This window comes from Stieleria bergensis (genome assembly GCA_007745635.1).
Lineage (GTDB): Bacteria > Planctomycetota > Planctomycetia > Pirellulales > Pirellulaceae > Stieleria > Stieleria bergensis.
Genome location: CP036272.1, coordinates 4446921 through 4462081 on the forward strand (window position 1 = coordinate 4446921; position 15161 = coordinate 4462081).

13 protein-coding genes are annotated in these 15161 nt (G+C 53.6%); 2 read left to right on the forward strand and 11 right to left on the reverse strand.

Annotation, left to right across the window (positions count from 1 at the left end; genetic code table 11):
* Positions 1-25: 25 nt before the first annotated feature.
* The 3 genes from SV7mr_RS15775 to ccoN are packed head-to-tail and all read right to left on the reverse strand — an operon-like array spanning position 26 to position 3164.
* Positions 26-655, reverse strand: a complete 630-nt coding sequence (locus tag SV7mr_RS15775; protein WP_145274150.1) for a cbb3-type cytochrome c oxidase N-terminal domain-containing protein — start codon at positions 653-655, stop codon at positions 26-28.
* Positions 652-828 (reverse strand): hypothetical protein, encoded by a 177-nt coding sequence (locus SV7mr_RS25485; RefSeq protein WP_419187460.1) that lies wholly within the window; start codon positions 826-828, stop codon positions 652-654. The genes SV7mr_RS15775 and SV7mr_RS25485 overlap by 4 nt, the downstream gene beginning before the upstream one ends.
* Positions 828-3164, reverse strand: a complete 2337-nt coding sequence (gene ccoN, locus SV7mr_RS15780; RefSeq protein WP_145274152.1) for a cytochrome-c oxidase, cbb3-type subunit I — start codon at positions 3162-3164, stop codon at positions 828-830. The genes SV7mr_RS25485 and ccoN overlap by 1 nt, the downstream gene beginning before the upstream one ends.
* A 593-nt stretch (positions 3165-3757) precedes the next feature.
* Between ccoN and SV7mr_RS15785 the strand changes: the two genes are divergently transcribed.
* Together SV7mr_RS15785 and SV7mr_RS15790 are read left to right on the forward strand one after the other, a co-directional pair.
* Positions 3758-4405, forward strand: coding sequence for a hypothetical protein (locus SV7mr_RS15785; RefSeq protein WP_145274154.1), 648 nt, complete (start codon positions 3758-3760; stop codon positions 4403-4405).
* A gap of 127 nt (positions 4406-4532) precedes the next feature.
* A complete protein-coding gene (locus SV7mr_RS15790; protein WP_145274157.1) occupies positions 4533-5042 on the forward strand; it encodes a hypothetical protein in 510 nt (169 codons plus the stop codon).
* A 145-nt stretch (positions 5043-5187) separates the two neighbouring features.
* Here SV7mr_RS15790 and SV7mr_RS15795 read toward each other — a convergent pair whose 3' ends face one another.
* From SV7mr_RS15795 to SV7mr_RS15830, 8 genes are all read right to left on the reverse strand, one after another.
* Entirely contained in the window at positions 5188-6834 is a 1647-nt protein-coding gene (locus SV7mr_RS15795; RefSeq protein ID WP_145274160.1) for a prenyltransferase/squalene oxidase repeat-containing protein, read from the reverse strand.
* A 270-nt stretch (positions 6835-7104) separates the two neighbouring features.
* The gene (locus tag SV7mr_RS15800) at positions 7105-7476 is read right to left on the reverse strand and encodes a cytochrome C oxidase subunit IV family protein (protein ID WP_145274163.1); all 372 of its coding nucleotides are present in this window, start codon (positions 7474-7476) and stop codon (positions 7105-7107) included.
* Positions 7477-7544: 68 nt separating this feature from the next.
* Positions 7545-8852: a cytochrome c oxidase subunit 3 gene (locus SV7mr_RS15805; protein ID WP_145274166.1), complete on the reverse strand. Its 1308-nt coding sequence runs from the start codon at positions 8850-8852 to the stop codon at positions 7545-7547.
* 135 nt (positions 8853-8987) lie between these two features.
* A complete protein-coding gene (locus tag SV7mr_RS15810) occupies positions 8988-10745 on the reverse strand; it encodes a cytochrome c oxidase subunit I (RefSeq protein ID WP_145274169.1) in 1758 nt (585 codons plus the stop codon).
* Positions 10746-10873: 128 nt separating this feature from the next.
* Complete coding sequence (locus SV7mr_RS15815) at positions 10874-12052, reverse strand: cytochrome c oxidase subunit II (protein WP_145274172.1); 1179 nt, start codon at positions 12050-12052, stop codon at positions 10874-10876.
* 122 nt (positions 12053-12174) lie between these two features.
* A complete protein-coding gene (locus SV7mr_RS15820; protein WP_145274175.1) occupies positions 12175-13116 on the reverse strand; it encodes an SCO family protein in 942 nt (313 codons plus the stop codon).
* Positions 13117-13166: 50 nt separating this feature from the next.
* Positions 13167-13769: a hypothetical protein gene (locus SV7mr_RS15825; protein WP_145274178.1), complete on the reverse strand. Its 603-nt coding sequence runs from the start codon at positions 13767-13769 to the stop codon at positions 13167-13169.
* A gap of 95 nt (positions 13770-13864) precedes the next feature.
* Positions 13865-15139, reverse strand: coding sequence for a hypothetical protein (locus tag SV7mr_RS15830; protein WP_145274181.1), 1275 nt, complete (start codon positions 15137-15139; stop codon positions 13865-13867).
* Positions 15140-15161 lie beyond the last annotated feature (22 nt).

A 15161-nucleotide genomic window follows, 5' to 3' on the forward strand; every position in this document is an offset into this window, starting at 1 on the left:
AAGAATTGCGACGGTTTGATTGCAGCTAAGCGCCCTCCGCAGGTTCAGCTTCGCCAGAGTCCTCGGTCGCATCCTCGGTCACTGCGTCACTTGGCGGTTCCGGCCAAGCTGGAATCTCTTGACCTTCGGCGGGCTTGCCACCTTCGATGTTGGTGCCGCGCAGAGAAGCCACATAAACCGAGACCAAGACAATCTCGTTCATCTGCAGGCGATGTCCCCAAGCGGGCATGGCACCGTTGTTGGCACCCTTCTCGATGACTTTCGCGATGTCCGGCAGTGTGCGAATGTGCTTGAAGGCTTCGTCGGTCAGGTTGGGGCCGACTTTGCCTTCGCCCTTTGCACCGTGACAGCTGGTGCAGTGAGTGGCAAAAACACTTTTACCGAACTTGACCCAGTTTTCCTTTTGCAAGTAGGTCGCCAGAGTGACTTCATCCGGTTGCAGATCGCCAATCTCTTGGAACTTCAATCGGCTGTTCTCTGCCATCGCACCCTCGAACTGGGACGCGACGGTGCGCTGCCCCGTCTGATAGTACATCCAGTAAAACGGGCAGATCACAATGGTGGCCACGAACAACCATTTCCACCAACCCGGTAAGGGGTTGTCATATTCTTCGATGCCGTCGTAGGCGTGGTCAGTTTTTGGGGTTTCACTCATGATCGTGGGTCCTCCACATCGTCGCTAAGAGGAATAGACGCAAAGCGTTCGGAAGCGCCTTTACTTAACCGCATAGCGCCAAACATGATGAACAAAAAAGTGCAAACAAAAAACAAGAGAGCCAGCTCAGCACAGGCCGAGTAGTTCAGGAAAGAAACAACTTCTTTTAACATTACTCAGCTCCCTCCATGGTTTCAGCACCTTCTGCTGCAGGTTCTTCAGTCGCAGGATCGGTTTCAGGCTCTGGTGTTTTAAACGCGTCGACTCCCAATCGCTGGACATACGCAATCAACGCAATCACTTTTTTGTCCATTTGATCCGGTGGCCCACCTTGGGACACGATGTCGGCAACGATCTGCTCGGCCTGACGGTACGCGACGTCTCCCGTGTTGGTGAGCGCCTCTTCGCTGTATTCTGCACCCAACACGTGAGCGGCTTGGACGTGCTTGACGATTTCTTCATAAGGAATCTCGTCGTGAAGCAAATGCTTGTAGTTTGGCATCACCGATCCCTCGACCTGGCCGGCCGGATCTTCGAAGTGATCCCAGTGCCACTTACTGCTCTGACGCCCACCTTCGCGAGCCAAGTCAGGCCCGATACGCCGACTGCCCCATTGGAACGGACGATCGTAAATGAACTCGCCAGCTTTGCTGTATTCACCATACCGCAACACTTCGGCGACCATCGGACGAACCATCTGCGAGTGACAGTTAAAGCAACCTTCCGAGACATAAATGTGTCGCCCATACAGCTCTAGCGGCGTGTAAGGCTTGACCGTGGCAATGGTCGGCACGTTGGATCGGATCAAGAAAGTGGGAACCAGTTCGAACAGCGTGGCAACCACGACGGCGACCGTCACCAGGACGGTGAATTTGACCGGCAAGCGTTCCCACCTGCGGTGCCACCCCATCCGGGCCCAAATGTCAATTTTCTTCCCAAGGTCCAACATCGGCACATCAGCCAACTTGCCTTGCGAGGTGTCAGTGGACTCCTCAGCCGACGGCTGATAATCATTGGTCAACCTCGGAGCGGTGTGTACCGGCACCTCATACTTGCTGGGACGAGCCATCCAAGTCATCAGCGTATTGGCACACAACATCACCACACCAGCGACATACAGCGTTCCGCCGATGACGCGTCCCCACCACAGCCATTGAATTTCCTGAATGGTTTCAACGAAGATGGGATTGGACAGGTTGCCGGTTTCGTCCAGCCCTCGCCACATCATGCCTTGCATCAAGCCAGCCATGTAAATCGGAATGATGTACAGCAGAATGCCCGCCGTTCCAATCCAGAAGTGCAGATTGACCAGCCTGTCACTCCACATTTTGGTTTGATAAATCCGTGGCAGCAGCCAGTACAGCATGCCAAATGCCATGAAGCCGTTCCAGCCTAAGGCGCCCGAGTGAACGTGAGCAATGGTCCAGTCGGTGTAGTGACTCAGTGCATTGACGGACTTGATCGAAAGCATTGGCCCCTCGAACGTTGCCATGCCGTAAAACGTGATGCCGACAACAAAGAATTTAAGCACTGGATCGGAGGCCACTTTGTGCCACGCACCTCGCAGTGTCAACAAACCGTTGATCATCCCACCCCAACTGGGCATCCAAAGCATCAAACTGAACAGCATGCCCAGCGTGCTGGCCCATTCCGGCAATGAGGTGTAGTGCAAGTGGTGCGGGCCAGCCCAAATGTAAATGAAGACCAACGACCAAAAGTGAATGATGCTCAGCCGATAACTGAAGACCGGGCGCTCAGCGGCTTTGGGCAGATAGTAGTACATCAGCCCCAAGAACGGCGTGGTCAAAAAGAACGCCACCGCGTTGTGACCATACCACCACTGCATGAAGGCGTCCTGGACACCCGCGTAAACGCTGTAACTCTTAAACCAGCCAACAGGTACGACCAAGTTATTAAAGACATGCAAAAGGGCGACCGTGATGATCGTCGCGATGTAGAACCACAGTGCGACATACATGTGTCGCTCCCGACGATTCAACAACGTCATCAAGAAGTTGCCACCAAAGATAAACAGCCAAACAACCGCGATCAAAATATCGATCGGCCACTCCAGCTCGGCATACTCCTTGCCTTGCGTGATCCCAAACGGCAAGCTCGCCGCAGCCAAAACAATCACCAGTTGCCAGCCCCAGAAATGCAACCGGCTTAGCAAATCACTCCACATTCGAGCTTTGCACAACCGCTGGGTGCTGTAATAAATCGCCGCGAAAATCGCGTTACCCGCGAAAGCGAAAATCGCAGCGTTGGTATGCAACGGTCTGAGCCGAGCAAAGGACAACCAAGGCCGACCATCGGTCAACTCAGGCATCACCAATAAGACCGCAACAATTAACCCAGCCAGCGTTCCCACCAAACCCCAGACCACCGTCGCGGTGACAAACATGCGAACAATCGAATCATCGTAGCTAAACGATTCGACCTCGGGACTCGGTGCAGGAGAATAGGGTTGGCTTGACGATTGTGATTTGTCAGCAAGCTGCATATCCATCAGCGGCTATTTCTATTTGAACGAGTATCAAACGTGAGAACGGGTCACGGATCCCGATCCACATATCTCTACAAATTTAGTACCAAATTAGTATCGCGTACCAGCACAGCTACCGTCGATCGCGTCGAAACGAGGCAAAGTATTCATTTCCGTGACGCTTTGCCGCAGGTGAAATTGCCAAACTTGCGCATTGTCACATGCCGTTTTCGCACAGCCAGATGTGCCAACTGGCGCGCAGCAAAGCATCCATCAGCCCCCGCGACCAAAACGAAGACCAGTGCATGATGGGTTTCCCTTTTTGAGCACCTGGCTGTCAAAAGCTCAAGCGACGCCCGCTGAAAATCAATGCTGCAACAAGCACGCCAGCAAAAGAGCGTGATTTGCCATGCCAATGCACGCGCTAACCCGCCCGTTCAGGTAGCCATCGCCTTCAACACATTGCTCCGAAACCAAAACGAACAGCCCTCTTCTTCGAATCGCCCCCGTTTGAGCATTGATATGGCACCCCGATTGCTCTTCAGGGACTGACAACTGGCTGAGCCTCACCGCATGGCCGGAAAACACCTGTCTCGCATGCCTTCCGGGTGACCGCAATGCCGTTAGAAACCACTCCGCTACGCTTGACGCCGCAGCCGCTCACGGCGTGTGAGGAAAGCAGCTTGCAGGCCGCCTTTTTCATCTCAGCCGAACCCTGGCTCGTCCAATCAATCCAGCGATCGCACACCGATCAGGTGCTCGAACGGGAAATCCTGATCTCAATGGGCTTGCAAACGCCGCCGGACAGCGATTCGCGACGTAGTCCATTGCCCTCATTGACCTTGGGGGCTTACTTGTACACGCCCTTGGTGTTCGTCGCTTGGGCGAACCCCGCTTGGTACAGCGTGCTGGGCAGCAACGAGAAGCGTCAGGCGATGATTGGCTCTCTGCTAATGCAAGCGGTTGCTGGAAACCCTCTGGCGTTTCAACTGATTCAGCACTGGACAGTCAGCCGCCCTCCCAGAACGCTATGGCAAAATTGGGTGCGCTGTGCCACGAACCAACCTGACCGCGAGCCCTCCGCAATGACACCGGGAATCAATCGCGAAATGACACCAAGCATCCACCGAGTGATCCTGGAGCAATGCGAACAATTGGCTCAGTCGACCACCAACCTTTCGATCAACAAAACGCAACTCAAATCACAGCAACGCATGTTGCGGACGATCGCAGAAACATTGAACTCAGATCACACCCTCAATTAAGCAGTTGATTTCAACCGTCTGCATGTCCCTTGCCCACCCTGCACGTCCCTTGCCCACCCCGGACCTCACTTACGAAACGCATTCAGCGGAACACCCGTCCCCGTTACCTACCATCACGAGAAAATAGATGTTAAAAACTGGCTTCATTGCAGTGATCGGCATGACACTGTTGATTGCATTGCTGCAACCGACCCACTTGTTGTTCAACCACCAGGACTCCAACGCCGTCGGCCAACAACCCGACAGCGGAACGGAACTGAACCCCAAGCACGTGCCGCCGCTAATGAGACAGAAGTTGGACCGAGCAAAATCGATTCTGGAAGGCCTGACACTTGAGAATTACGACAAAATTGCCAGTAGCGCACGGCAGCTTCGCTTGTTGAGCACGGAAACCGGTTGGAACGTCGTGCAGACCGAACAATATCGCATCTATAGCGAACAGTTTCGCCGCGATTGCTCGTCCCTTGAACAAGCCGCCAAGGCAAAAGACGTCAACCGCGCCGCGCTGGCTTATGTTGGTTTGACCGTGCACTGCGTGCAATGTCACAGCTACATCCGTGAAAACAAGATCAAACTGACCGACGGCTCGCTGCCCAAACTTCCCAACCACAAGCGTGCCCTGGTGGCGCATCCGTAACGACCAACCACCAATGGGCTTCCACCGGAAAAGGTTCTAAACCAGCCGCGCGGCTAACTCTGCGCGGCTGCCTTGCCTTGCTCGTGTGCTCTGACGACGGGAACGAAATGCGGCAAGAACTCAATCAGCCGCCCCGCTTGGTGTCCTAAAGCGGAAACTCTGGCAGCTCATCATACAGCGGCAGATAGCGATAGTAGACTTCTAATGTCAACGTCGCCATGCAGGTGGTGTACAGACGACCACCGACATCGCCATAACGATCACCGGGAAAGTGCCAGCTCCCGGCTTCATGGCCCCGTTTTGCTTGCGTCTTCACCAAGTAATCACGCATCTGCTGATTCCACTGTGGCCACAGCTCATTGCGTGTATGGAAAATCAATAGCGTGGCATAGTAGTCATGATAGATGTTCTTCTGCGTCGGCCCGGCTTCAGCAATCTCATAAACGGCCCGGTCAAATAAAGTCTGGCCAGGTCCGTGCCCCAGAAAGGTCAAGATGGTTAGCGCGACCGCCGTGGTGGTCTTTTGAGCTTCCGGAGTACGATAACCGAAGTGATACCCCGGTTGCTCACGAACAGTCATCAAGAAATCGACCACGCGCCGAAACAACGTTGTCGGCAACGAGAATCCCAACTTTTTGGCACCCACCATGGACATGACTTGCCAGCCGGTGATTGTCGTGTCCCCCTTCACACCAGGAATGTAGCCCCAAGAACCGCCTTCGTGTTGCGCTGCACTGGTGAACTGAACGCCGCGATTGACAAACTGCATCATTGCGGGATCCACTTGGCCGTCCTGCCTACTCATCACCATGGCCTCTGTCAGCGCTAACATGGCGATGCCGTGGCCGTACATGCTGCCGCGCTGTAGATCGATTCCAAAGTCGGACTCACGGCCAATCTGCCGCAGGTAGTAAATCCCCTTCTGAACATTCTGCTGGTAGGGCCCCTTCAGATCGTTGTAGCCCGCACCAAGAAAGCACAACAGCGCCAGCCCGGTCGCCGCGGTCGAAGGCGTCGGGGTCTCCGCGCCAATGGGCCGCCCATGACGACATCGACCGGAACAGGGATCTTGACGCAAATCAAATGACCACGAACCATCGGAGCGCTGGTGAGCCGCCAGCCACTGCAGGGCTGCTTCAACGGCCGCCTCACTTTCAGGCGTCGCACCAAAATGATCGCCTTGGGCAATTCGGCCTTCCGGTGTTCGCGCTGAGTAACCGCCTCCAGATGCACTGCGCATTGGGACCATCGCGTTACTGCTAACGCTGCCAGAGGCAAGCATAGCCTTTAAGGCTTCTAACTCGCGATCCACCGTCTGCTTGACTGGCGAATCCAGACTGGCAATCACTGACCTGGCGGTCACATCCGGAATCTTCACCGGCGTTAGCTCGCTGACATCGTTCCGTTGATCCTTCTGCTGCTCAGGCTGGAGAAGATTGACCGACAAGTCGACTTCATTGCCATCGTTCTGGCCGAGTTCGGCCTGGATACTAAAACCCCGCTCCGTCCCGCTAAACGAGATGCTCAGCCAAGCCAATAGGATAACCACCAACAGGTGAACGATCACGCTGGCCATCCAACCGATGATCCGCCGATTCCCAGACTCCCCGCCAAGAGCACCACCGGCAACCCGTTCGTCGTCCATTTCCGCGATGGTTGGGATCGGGGGCTGATGAACAACCCGCTTCGCGTTGCGATCCAATTCAGAACCAGACGCCGTCTGTCGCGCAGGATTCTCGCCATGCTCAGGTGGCAAGCCAGAGTGACCGGTTGAATCGATTTTGCGTTTCACGTCAAACCGGCGGGCAGAACGGAATTTCGGGAAGAAAGCGACTGTAGGACACAAGCGGTGATGAAAGACGCAACGCCACCTCACCGCAGTCCAACTATAGCTTTCGCGTAGCGCCCTTTATCGTCACCGAAAATCCTCTCGCTACAACCAAACCTCATGCCGATCGTTCAGAAGTTGCAGAGGTGTCACGCAAGCATCTGTGGAGCAAGCACAAAAAAATGCACCCTCCATCGAAGGTGCATTTCAGTGATTCAGTTGTATGACGGCCTACTACGATTCCACTTTTGGATTCGGGCCAGCCACAATGTCGTTGGTCACGGGAATACTATCCTGTGAGGTTGCTCGACTGTCGTAGAGGGTCGTCACGATAAACAGGGCGACGAACACAAACGAACCTACGAACATCAAAATGTTGAAGGGCTTGTCCCACGCCAAGTGCATGAAGATCCCCATCACCAAGCAAGCCTTGATGGTGGCAATGAACATCACCACAACTATGTCAAAACTGCCCAAGTCAAAACTTGCTTGAGCGACCGTGACCACGGTCAATGCGGTCAAAGCTAAAAACACTCCGAACAGCAACGACAGTGGTAACGGGTGTGCGAAGTCGTAGCCTTCTTTAGATCCTTCGTGTGCGGACATGGCTCTATCGTTTCAAATGCGTGGTGGAAAGTCGGTCGAATGGGCACGGGTCAGGCAGTCGCCCAAACCTAGCGGATCAAGTACATCAGCGGGAACAAATAGATCCAAATCAAGTCGACCAAGTGCCAGTACAGACCGACGTAGTCAACAGGGCCATAGTAGTTGCGGTTAAAGTCTTTTCGTAGCGAACGAACCAGCAGCCAAACCAACACGCCGATCCCAGCCAAAATGTGAATCGCGTGAACGCCGGTCATGCAATAGTAAATGCTAAAGAAAACACCTGCACGACTGCGTCGCATCACGTCTTCTTCGCTTCCCGCAATGGTGTTGGATGTGTCATCGGTTTGATGGTAGGTAATTGCTCCCGATGCGTTCATGTCTTGACGCTCAAGAGCGTTCAACTCGTCGCGAACCGCGGAGTTTGCTTCAACGCTGGCTAACTTACGCTGAATCTCCAAGTCACGACTGGTATCGACCATGGTACCAGACTTGGGAACAACGGAACCCAACTCGATCACGGGCTCCTCAGTCTCTTCCTCTGCCGGTGCGGCCTCGTGAGCCTCTTCCGTGTGCTCGCCTTCGTCGGCACCTGCAGCTTCAGCCTCGCCCTCTGCGTGGGAGTCGCCTTCTGCGTGGGGGTCACCTTCTGCGTGCTCTGCAGCGTCAGCGTGGCCATCAGCGGAAGCATGCACAGCATGATCTTCAACTTTAGGTTCGAGCACGGTCCCCAAATAAACACCGCCAAAGAAGCTCAAGCAAACGAAGAACAGAGGCTTCGCACACTGGAATTGAAACTTTGCCTTTGTCGCCCATGAGAACACCATCCAAAGAAATACACCAATGGTGATCACGATGAACGGCATGCAGATGTAGAGCAACCAATTGGGTCCAGGTGGATGGGGATTGTTTTCGTCATAGGAAAACAATCCTGCTGGCAGCAAACCCATTGCCCACTTGTGTGAATACTCAACCGCCTTCACGCCCAGGAACACCATCGCACAACAGAGCGTGGTAGCGATCAAAGCGGCGGTCTTTTTGTGCTCTTCCAACTGGCTCGCTCGAACGGCCCAAGCCATGGTGAACGAGCTAAACAGCAGCACGCCAGTGTTGATCGCCCCGAGCTTTGTGTTCAAGAACTGGCTACAGCCCTCAAACACCTCTGGACGCCAAGCACGAAAGATCGCATAGGCGCAGAACATGCCGCTAAAGAACAACACTTCGGTGACAAGGAACAGCCACATCCCCAACTTACCACTATCGAACTGCTGTTCGGGAGTGTCAAAGTGGTGCGCCAAGTAGTCCGGATGATCATGGTCATGACCATGTGCATCACCGGCGTGTTGGTCAGCGGAATGGCCTGCTTCTGAGGTTGCCATGGATGGAATCGATTTTGCGAAGGTAAAGTTGGAGGCAGACCAGAGCGGGTCATTCCGAGCCCTGATCCACCGATGTTTCTGTCTTGAAAGTGTCATGAGCCAACTAACCAACTGGCTCACGACTTCTAATTTGCCTTACTCGCCAGCGTGTGCTGGCTGCTCTTCGGGAGCGAGTTTTCGTTCTGGTTCCACTCGAACATAACGTTCTGAAACGCTGTCCCAAACAATGTCGGTGAAGTCATATGGATCGTCAACAGCAGGAGCTCGCTGGAAGTTGTAGAACGGCGGCGGAGAGGTACAAGCCCACTCAAGAGTCGCACCGCCCCACATGTTGGCCGGTGCCCGTTCCTTGCTGAACAATGATTTCAAAAGCACGAACAAGGCAACGAACAAGCCCAATCCCAGGATCAAGGATCCAATGCTACTGGCCACGTGCAATGTCTGGAATTCTGGATCGTACGTTGCATAACGACGGGGCATCCCGCGGCTGCCGAGAATGAACTGAGGCAAAAAGGTCACCAAGAAGCCAATGAACACCAAAGCTGCCGAAGCGATGCCACCTTTCTCGCTGTACATCTTTCCGAACATCTTCGGCCACCAGTGGAACACACCCCCTAGGAATGCCACCAAGGTTCCACCGACCATGACAAAGTGAAAGTGAGCGACGACGAAGTAACTGTCGTGCAGGTGCTGGTCGGTTGCCAAAGTACCCAAGTGCAAACCTGTCAAGCCACCGATGGTGAACAAGAAGATAAACACGATGGCGTAAACCATCGGAGTCGTCAGACTGATCGACCCTTTGTACATGGTCGCCAACCAGTTGAAAACCTTAATCGCCGATGGCACCGAAACACTAAAGGTCAATGCACTAAAGATAATCGTGGTCACCGGGCTCATCCCTGAGGTGAACATATGGTGCCCCCAAACCAGGAAACCCAGCAGCGCGATCGCGATCGAAGAATATGCGACAAAGCGATAGCCGAAAATTCGCTTGTGGCTGTGCACGCTAATCAACTCACTGATCACGCCAAATGCTGGCAGAATCATGATGTACACAGCGGGGTGACTGTAGAACCAAAAGAAGTGCTGGAAGGTGACCGGGTCACCGTTGTATTGGGGATCAAAAATCCCGATGTGCATCGTCCGTTCGGCAATCAACAGCAACAGAGTGATGCCCAAAACGGGAGTCGCCAACACCTGGATGATGCTGGTCGCATAGGTTGCCCAAAGGAACAATGGCATTCGGAACCAAGTCATCCCTGGCGGCCGCATCGTGTTGATCGTAACGATGAAGTTCAAACCCGTGAAGATCGAACTGAAGCCCAAAATAAAGGCTCCAGAGGTGGCCAGAATCACCGACGTATTACTGGTCGTACTGTACGGAGTGTAGAACGTCCAACCCGTATCCAACCCGCTAGCCAGCAGGGCTGAGATAAAAAAGAACGCACCAAACATCCACAGGTAGAAACTACTTAGGTTCAAGCGTGGAAAAGCGACATCCTTCGCCCCCAGCATGATCGGCACCAAGAAATTACCAAGAGCCGCGGGCACACTCGGGATGATGAACAGGAAGACCATGATCGCCCCGTGCAACGTGAACACCTGATTGTACACGTCGTTAGTCGGCTTGTCACCTGTGATCGCTTTGACCGCACCGGTCTCCAGGAACCAGCCATCCGGGGACATTAGGTGCAAGCGAATGCCGATCGCCAGCAAACCAGCCACCAAGAAGGCGACCGAAACGCCGACCAAATACATCACGCCGATGCGTTTGTGGTCCAGGGTGAAAATCCAAGACAACAAACCTTTCGAATTGGTCAGGTAGTTCTCTTCTGGCGTTGGATAACCTGGATCGTCAATCTCAGAGCCGGAAGAAATTTTTCCTGCAGACATCGTTTACCTCAAGTGTAACTTCGTGGCTGACAAAGGGATCACCTTTATCTGAAGTCGAAATACAGTCTTAATCTATTTCTGTTGGACAGACGCCTACAATCGATCGCCTGCCTCGCTAGTTGTTTCGCTTATTCGCTAGCTGAAGTTACATCAGCTTCCGTCCCCGTCTCCGCCACGGCAGCACCTGAATCAGCCTCTTCGGCTTCTTGCTTAGCAGCATTGGGGTTAAGTGACTTGATGAACTGAGCCAAGCAGTAAATGTCATCCGTCGAGAGCATGCCCTTGTAGCTCGGCATGTTCACCCCGGCGTATCCCTTGACGATTTTCGCCTTGGGATCCTCAATCGATTCTTTGATGTAGCCGTAATCCATTGTCACTGAGGATCCATCGGTCAATTCACGCGACGTTCCAAAGGAACCGGCGTACGATGGACCAGCCAATTTGACTCCTGGTTCAAGTGAGTGGCAGCTCTTACAACCACGTGACTCGTACAGCTTTCGGCCGTAGGTCACGGGATCAACACCGGGCTGACGCTTTCCTTTTTCCTCGACCCATGCTTCCAACTCTTCGCGAGTCTCGTGGACGACGACGACGGTCTGCATCATTGAGTGATCTTTCCCGCAATACTCGGTGCAATAAAGATCATAAAAGGCATAGCCATCCTCGGTGTAACCTTCCTTCTCGTAACTCCAGCTCTCACTGGCGTCTTTGTAGACCTGTTTCCGAGCGGCAAGCTCTTCATCGCTCAGCTTCTCACTGGCCTTCGTTGCTCGGAACCACATGTAGTTAAAACGACCTGGCACGACGTCTTTCTTCACGCGGAAAGCGGGAATGAACAGACTGTGAATCACGGTGTCAGCTGTCATCACCAACTTGGTTGGCTCGTCTTTGACAACATGCAATTCAGAGTTCTGTGTGGTCCCGCCGTAGTTGAACGACCAGTTCCAACGAGTGGCTTTCACACCGATCTCGTAAGCACCTTCTGGAATGGTTCGCTGCTCCATGAATCCACGAGCACCGAAGTAGAACATCGCGATCAGCAGGAACGAAGGACCAACAGACCAGATCAACTCCAACTTGGTGTTGTGATCCACTTGGCTTTCAGCCTGTTCACCTTTCGCCTTTTTGTACTTCGACGCAAAACCGAACAACGCGATGGTGATCGGAATGAAAAACAACACACAAACAATCGTGATCGCGTAGAACACGGTGTCAGACTGTTGCGAGAACGTCGAAGCGGACTCTGGGAAAAACAATCCGCTGGCTTCATCAGCAAGCAAGTTCGGAACGGAAAACATGGTTGTCATGTCGTTTTTTAAAGCAGTTAATTGGCGCGGCTAAGCCGCATTCATGTTCGGTAGTTGATTCGCGAAACGCATCCCGCAAATCCAATGGGTCATGTCGACCAGAAGCTCTGGCCAGCTGCAGCTCAGCGGTCTCCGGAAGCTAGCAGCGAGTTCTGTTTTTGCGGGCCAGATTCCGACGTCGCCGTCTTGGATCTGCCACGGGTTCCTAACCAGTACGGCGTCAACACCATCAACATCAAGCACAGGAACCCCAATCCACCAATCCGCATGATTCGCCAAGCGACCGGGGTGTATGAATTGGAAGTTGAATCGTAGCTGTAGCACCACAGGATAAATTGGTCGACAACATTCCCAACGGTGCCCTCACCCGCTTCGACCAACGCGAGCTTCAACTGGTCTGCTGGAAAATCCAACGACAAGGAATACCGCGTGATAACACCGTCAGGTGAGACGAATGCCAGCATAGCCGGATGGTTGTATTGTTTAATGACCGGATCGTACTTGTACTGAAAACCCAACGCATCGGCCATTTTGGTGATCACGGGCTGCTCGGCCGTTGCGAAAGTCCAACCGGACGCTGCACCAGGCTGGTTACGGACAGCATCCACGTAACGCTCCTTGGTGCTCGCACTGCGCTCGATCGTTTCTTTCGGATCAATGCTGAGTGTCAGCATCTTGAAGTCTTGACCGATCTTGAGTTCCAAATCATTCAGCGCCAACACCAGACGATTCAACTGTGTGCTGCAAAGCACGGGACAGTCGCTGTAGTTCAATGTGATGATGGTGGGAGTCTTGCCATCAAACAGCTGGCCGGACAAAAACAATTGCCCGTCCGAATCAATCATCTCGAGGTTGCCGGGAATTTCATCCCCTAAGTTCTGTTTGACATCGACACCCTGACGCTCCGGTGGCAACGAACCGTCAATCACTCGCTCGCCAAGCCGCGTCTGGTTCTGCCCCTCGGCGAGAGAACCGCCCACGACACTGATCGCGCACATCATGGCGATCGTCAACAGCGACTGAATCGCTGGCGACATTCGGCTAGGTTGGTAACAAAGGTGCATGGTTTTCTATTCGTTGGACTCTGTCGGAGACTTCGGCGTCACTCGGTGACTTATTCGCCAGCAGTTTCCGGTGGATCGACGGCGGGGGCTTTAGTATCGGGTGTCTCTTCGGTTGCCCCTGGAGTGTCCTCGGCTGGCTTTTCAGTTTCAACCGGTGCGGTTTCTGGTTCAACGGCGGTGAGCTTTTCGGCTTCCGCAGGGGCGGGCGTTTCCACCTCTGGCTTCTCTGCAGGAACTGGCTTCTCTGCAGGAACTGGCTTCTCTGGTGCTGGCTTAACAGGAACCGGTTCAACAGGTGTTGGCTTAACAGGTACCGGTGCAGAAGGTTCAGCAGGCATGTCTTCAGCCACGGGATCGCTGGACTCACCGGCTGGCGCCGCTGCCTGCTGGATCACGAGCTTCATCGCTGATTCAATTGGGATCGCAACGGTCGCCGATTTGGTGGCACCGTATCCTTCCAGCGTCTCACTCTGTTTGGCCAGAATCGTGTTCTGACGATCGTAGGAGCTGTTCGCTTGCCAGGTTGTCTTGTTCAAATCAAGCAGCAGGTAGTACACATAAAACACAGCAAGGATTGTCACCACCGTCACGGCGACGGAGCCGATCCCGATGACAAAAATTTGCTTGTTGTCTAAGTCGTCGTATTTAGCCATGGCTTTATCGTGAAACGAATTCAGCGTTGTTTGAAAGGACTATGTGTTTCGGGCAGTCGGTTGACCGACCGCGTGATGAACTAGTTTGATGGACTCTAAAAGTTTTCGAACGCGATCGACTCTCGCAATCTTGGGTCGCGAACTGCCACCACATGGCTGGAGGCTGCCATTCGCAACACCAATCCCAGCACAAGCCCTAACAATCCAACCGCACAAAGAACACAAGCGATCACACCCAAGGCGCCACCAACGTGGGCGTGGTGTCCAACCCGTGCTTCGGGCATCACGACCCAGAACAGATCAACGAAGTGCATGATCAAGATGTAAACGGCCCAGAGAGCCATCACAGCTGGCATCCGTCGCACGGTTCTGGCCATGGTGCCAAAAAACGGCAACAACCAGTGCAGCAGCACCAACGCGATTGAAATCCCGGCAAAACTACCCAGCTGTCGGGTATAGAACCATTCAGCTTCCTCGGGGATCGCCCCGTACCAGATCAGCAGGTACTGGCTAAACCCGATGTAGGTCCAAAACACAATGAACCCAAACATGTATTTTCCAAGGTCGTGATAATGCTCGACCGTGATCTCATCTTTCGCCGCACCACAACGTTGCAACAGAAACGCCGACACGCAGATGAAGCAATGTGCGGCCAGGATTGAACCTGCGAAGAAGTAAACACCGAACATGGTCGAGAACCACATCGGAGCCAGCGACATTCCCCAGTCGAACGCAGCGAATGAAACCGACAGAGCGAACAACATCACAGCTGGACCGGACCATAACTGCATGCGATCGGTGGCAGCACGCTCACCGGTTTCGTCCTGCAGGACACTGCCACGCCAAAAGTAAAGCGAGAGGCTGCACCAAATCGTGAAGTAAACGACGGCACGAATGGCAAAGAAAGTGGGGTTCAAAAACAACTTTTTGTTCTCCCAAGCTCTCTCGGGCACAAACTCAGCGATGTAGTCCGGGTTGGTCCATGCAAAGAGAGCGTTTTCCTGGAAGGCAGCAAACAGGATGGGAAGGAACAACACCGCCATGGGCCAAATCATGATCATCATCAATTCAGCGATCCGCCGAACGACAACGCTCCACCCGGCTCGCACCAAGTGCTGGATCAGCACGAAGAACAAACAGCCCAGGCAAATTGAAAGCGTGTACAGGTAGGCTGTCAAATAAGCAGAAAACCCGAATCGCGGCATGCTAACGTCTTCGTTCGATTGAACGCTGAATGCCAGGAAAAGGCCAACCAACAGCAAGGCCAATCCACCACCTAGCAAAGGCAGTTGGAATTTGCCCAAGCAAGCTGGAAGCTTGTAAGCCGGGTCATCGGCGGGTTTCAATTTTGTTGCAGCGTGTTCTGACATGATCCAAATGGTCTAACGTGTG